The following is a 4470-nucleotide window of genomic DNA, read 5'->3' as shown; positions in this document are numbered from 1 at the left end:
AGCGTGGGTGCGATCATGTCTTGATCGCTGTGGGTGGTTCCCCCTTTTTTTTGGCGGTAACGGGTTTCGTCCCGGTGAGCCAGGCCAGGGCGAGCCTGGACAGGGTGATGTGGGCTACATACCCTGCTCGTCAGTTGTGGGCCTGGTAGTGGTCCAGACGGGCGTCGTTCTTGGCTTGCTGGGAACATTCTTCGGTCCGCCACCGCGATCCCGCGATCCACGCCAGGTCCGCGATGGTGGACCGGCGTGGCCCGTAGCAGACGTAGTAGGCGATTTCGCCGGGGTTGGTGATGCTGCGCCGGGTCAGGAGGCAGTGCCTGCGGCCGGGTTGCCAGCCGATGCGGATCGGGGCTTTCGCCCAGTCGTAATCCCGTTGCGGCGGGTGGCCAGGACGTGGGAGATGTCGTGGTGTTCGAGGTATTTGATCTGGCCGTAGGCTTCATCAGCGGTAAACCAGCCAAACGGCACCTTCGCGGCCAGTGCTCGTTCCAGCATGGTCATCACCAGCCGCGCGGTTTGGTCGCGAACCCGACCTCCTCGGGGATACCGGCGGCCCGGCAGCGGTCTCGGTCGTCGGTCCACGACTCCGGCAGATACAACTCCCTCTGGCCCACACGGGCCGCGCAGACGGTCGTCAGGATTGCTATCTGGAGGCGAGGTCGAACCGCTCTTCCATCCGGATTACTCACCGCTATCGTTCGGGCAAGTTCGTCTTGGACGCGATCGGAGTCTGCCGGCAGGGATGCTGGAAGACGGACTGGGCTATCGATCTCGACATCCGGACGTTCTTCGACACCGCGCCCCGCGACCCCTGATCACCGGTGGATTCTGTGGTATGTGTGCCGGTGGCTGTCCGCTCCGCTGCAACAGCAGGATGGCATGCTGGTCGCTCGTGATCGCGGCACCCCGCAGGGTTGGCGATCAGCCCGTTGTCGGCGAACCTGTTCGTGCACCACGCGTTCGACCCGTGGATGAGCCGGGAGTTCCCGAACATCCGGTTCGAGCGCTTACTGCGACGACGCGGTGGTGCACTGCGGCAGCGAGTCTCAGTCCGCGTGATCGCTACCCGGTTTGGGCAGATGGGTTTGGACCTCCATCCGGACAAGACGCGCATTGTCTACTGCAAGGACGCCGATCGGCGTGACGATCATGAGAGTACGTCCTTCGTGTTCCTGGGCTACAAATTCCGCTCGAGGATGGCCAAACGCAGGCACGATGAGCATTTCGTATCGTTCCTGCCCGCGGTCAGCTCGGACGCGAAGAAGATGATGGGAGGTTGATCCGGTCGCGACGCCTGGCCAAGCGCAGTGAGAAATCTCTCGATGACCCCGCACAGGATTTTCCACAACGTCGTGCACGGTAGATCAACTACTGCGGACGCTTCTGCCGTTCGCAGTCGCTCTACTTCCTCCCCAGACTCAACCGGCATCTAATGCGATGGGCCGCAGGCAACTACAAACGACTCTACCGACGAGAACGCCGCACTATGGCATGGCTGGCCGAGATCGCTCGCCGCTCTCGCCGCCTGTTCGTGCATTGGTGTCTCGGAGTACGTCCTGACGGCTGGGGAATGGCAACTGGATGAGCCGAGAGGTGCAAGTCCGGTTCTGCGAGAGCCGGGCGGCGACACTCCGCCCGGCCACTCACCTCGTCGTCATGGTCGGCTGGGAAACGCGATGAAGCCCAAGCGCCGTGGTATGGTCAGCACGGCGCTCGCGGCGATCGCTTTGCGCCTATCGGAAGAGAAGACGACGGTCTGCCACATCGATGAGGAGTCCGCCTTCGTGCGGTGGCGCATCCAGCGCCGAGCCGGGCGAAGCCGATCTGCAAACTAGCTGTTGCGGGGCGTGACGTTGGTGACGCGGTGGCAGTGGTGGTGAGCTGAAGGCGGTTCTTTCGACGGCAGGATGTGAAGCGCCAACTACCACGTCCGCCGCAAGTCGAAAGAACCGCCGTGATTCACCGTAATGCCCCGCTGACAGTCGAGGGCCGCTACCGGCTCGTGTAGCGCTGCCAGACCCGGTCGATCGCTCATGTCGCCGCCGAGGTGGGCCTGTCCCGTCAGTGTGCGAGCAAGTGGGTCAACAGGTTCCGCCGGTACGGTGAACTCGGCCTGCACGACCGGTCCTCGACACCGCACCGGTCACCGACAGCGACTCCGGCCCAGATCATCGTCCGGATCGAGCAGCTGCGGCGTGAGCACAAATGGTCGGCACGACGCATCGCCACCGACCTACATACCGAGGGCACGGTGATCTCGGCACGCACGGTGAGCCGTCACCTGCATCAGCTGGGACTCAACCGGCGGCGGTTTCTCGACCCGGCCGGCGTATCTAACCGCGAACCGCACCGCATCCTCGCCCGCCGACCCGGGCACATGGTCCACGTCGATGTGAAGAAGGTCGGAAGGATTCCGGACGGCGGCGGCTGGCGTGTGCACGGCAAGGGCTCGGACCGGGATAAGGCTGTCGCCCGCACGAAGAAGCGCGGCACCCGCACCGGCTACGTCTTCTTGCACACCGCGGTCGACGGCTTCTCCCGGCTGGCCTATACCGAGGCCCTGCCCGACGAGAAAGCCGTCACCGCAATTGGATTCGTTTTCCGGGCGCGAGCGTTCTTCGCCGCGCACGGCATCATCCACATCCAGCGGATCGTCACCGACATTCAAACTTGGTGATGGTCTCGAATCTCTCGTCCGGCACGGCCGGCTGGGTGAAGAATTCGGGGCTCCGGCGCCTGCTTGCTACCGCTCAATGACCGAGTGGGGTTGTGCTCCTTGTTTGACCGTGGGGCTTGCAGGGCCATCGCCGGGTGAGATGCGTCCTGTTAGGAACCCGGCGACTCGGCATCTGCCGTTGTGCAGGCGTGATGCGGAGATCCCTGTTGGTGAATGTCTGGTATTGCATCGACTCCCGCGACGGAATTTCCCACGCCGGACATGGGACAGAGATCGTCGAGCAGACGGGAGTTGGATCGTTGGAGTTGCGGCTGGGTATCGATGTCGCCTGCCGGCCGCGCACCAGGCCAGCCTGGCCGATGGGCAAGGCAAATTCCTATGGTCAGGTCGTAAGTTCCGCACCACCACCAGCGACCTGCAGCGATTGTGGTCGATGCTGCCGGCCGGGGCGGATTCGTCGTCGATCACCATCATCATGGAGCCCACGCGCAATGCCTGGGTGCCGTTGGCGGCCTGGTTCCGCCGCCAGGGCGCCACCGTGGTTCTGGTGCCGCCAGAACAATCTGCCGATCTGCGCGACTACTACTGCAAACACACCAAGTCCGACCGCTTGGACTCGAAAGTCCTTGCCCGGATCCCACTTCTGCATCCCGAGGGCATGCACACCGCGACCGGGCTCGGGCCCGGCGACACGATGCGCAGAGCGGTCAAATTGCGCTCCAACCTGGTCAAACGCCGCACCAGCATCCTCGCGCGATTGGATGCGCTGCTCGAACTCCTCGGACCAGGCTGGCACGCGGCACTCGGCGCGGACCTGGCCAACAAGACCCCACTGCGGTTCCTCGCGCATTACGCCGACCCGCACGTAGTCATCCGGTTGGGCCGGGCCCGGCTGTCACGATTCCTCACCCGCCATTCTCGCGGCAGCTGGCGCGAGGAGAAAGCCGACCAGCTCATAGCCGCAGCCCGGGAAACGCTCGACCTCTGGGCCGATGGACTGGACTTTCCGGAGCTGGCCGACGATATCGCGATCGAGGCCCGGCTGGCTTTGCAGCTCACCGACGAGATCAAGGAACTCGAAACCCGTCTCGCGGCACTGCTGGACAAGGCCGACCCGGGCGGCATCGTCTGCTCGGCGCCCGGGGTCGGCCCGATTCTCGCAGCCCAGATCCTGGGACGTCTGGGTGACCCCAACCGCTTCGATTCCCTGGCCGCGATCCGTTCCTTCAGTGGACTGGTGCCAAAGCTCGATTCCTCAGGCTTGAGCGGAAGGCACGGTGGGCCAACGAAATCCGGAGACGCCTGCCTGCGCGAAGCACTGTTCATGGCAGCCGAACATGCCCGGCGCAGCGATCCCTCGCTGGCGGCGAAATACCACCGGCTCATGACCGAGACCGGCAAACACCACAACTCCGCGGTCTGCCATCTCTCCACGACCCTGCTCACCCGCATCGCCGCCTGCTGGCGCCGCAGCGAGCACTACGTCATCCGCGACGTCGACGGCAGCCCGCTCACACCCGAACAAGGCCGTCAGATCGTCGCTAACCGATACACCGTCCCCGCCGACATCCGCGCCGCCCGCCGCACCACCAGTGCGGGGACGGGCCGACGACACAAGGAGTCGCGTAGCGCTCCACCGACCGGCCCGTCAACAACCAAGGCTACGAGCTTCCACCGAGTTGACATCCGTTAGGAACTCAACGGCGCCTGCTACAAAGCGACCGACTTCGCGAAAGTCCTGCTCGGAGCGGGGCATCAGCGCATCACCCCCTACACGCCACGGCACAACGGCA

At 64.4% G+C, this 4470-nt stretch carries 2 protein-coding genes and 2 pseudogenes; 3 read left to right on the top strand and 1 reads right to left on the bottom strand.

All coding sequences use genetic code 11. The features are described from left to right. Positions 1 to 13: 13 nt before the first annotated feature. A pseudogene (locus ABZW96_RS37335) lies at positions 14 to 605 on the bottom strand (transposase); the annotation flags it as partial. A gap of 474 nt (positions 606 to 1079) precedes the next feature. On the opposite strand from ABZW96_RS37335, the gene ABZW96_RS37330 reads away from it, so the two are divergent. From ABZW96_RS37330 to ABZW96_RS37320, 3 genes and pseudogenes are all read left to right on the top strand, one after another. After that, complete coding sequence (locus ABZW96_RS37330; protein WP_355081581.1) at positions 1080 to 1280, top strand: hypothetical protein; 201 nt, start codon at positions 1080 to 1082, stop codon at positions 1278 to 1280. Positions 1281 to 1954: 674 nt separating this feature from the next. Beyond that, positions 1955 to 2662: pseudogene (locus ABZW96_RS37325) on the top strand (leucine zipper domain-containing protein); the annotation flags it as partial. 124 nt (positions 2663 to 2786) lie between these two features. After that, positions 2787 to 4370, top strand: a complete 1584-nt coding sequence (locus ABZW96_RS37320) for an IS110 family transposase (RefSeq protein ID WP_355081582.1) — start codon at positions 2787 to 2789, stop codon at positions 4368 to 4370. Positions 4371 to 4470 lie beyond the last annotated feature (100 nt).

This window comes from Nocardia sp. NPDC004168 (genome assembly GCF_040610355.1).
GTDB lineage: Bacteria > Actinomycetota > Actinomycetes > Mycobacteriales > Mycobacteriaceae > Nocardia > Nocardia sichangensis.
The sequence above is the reverse complement of the archived record's forward strand: the minus strand, read 5'-3'. Positions and strand labels throughout refer to the sequence as shown.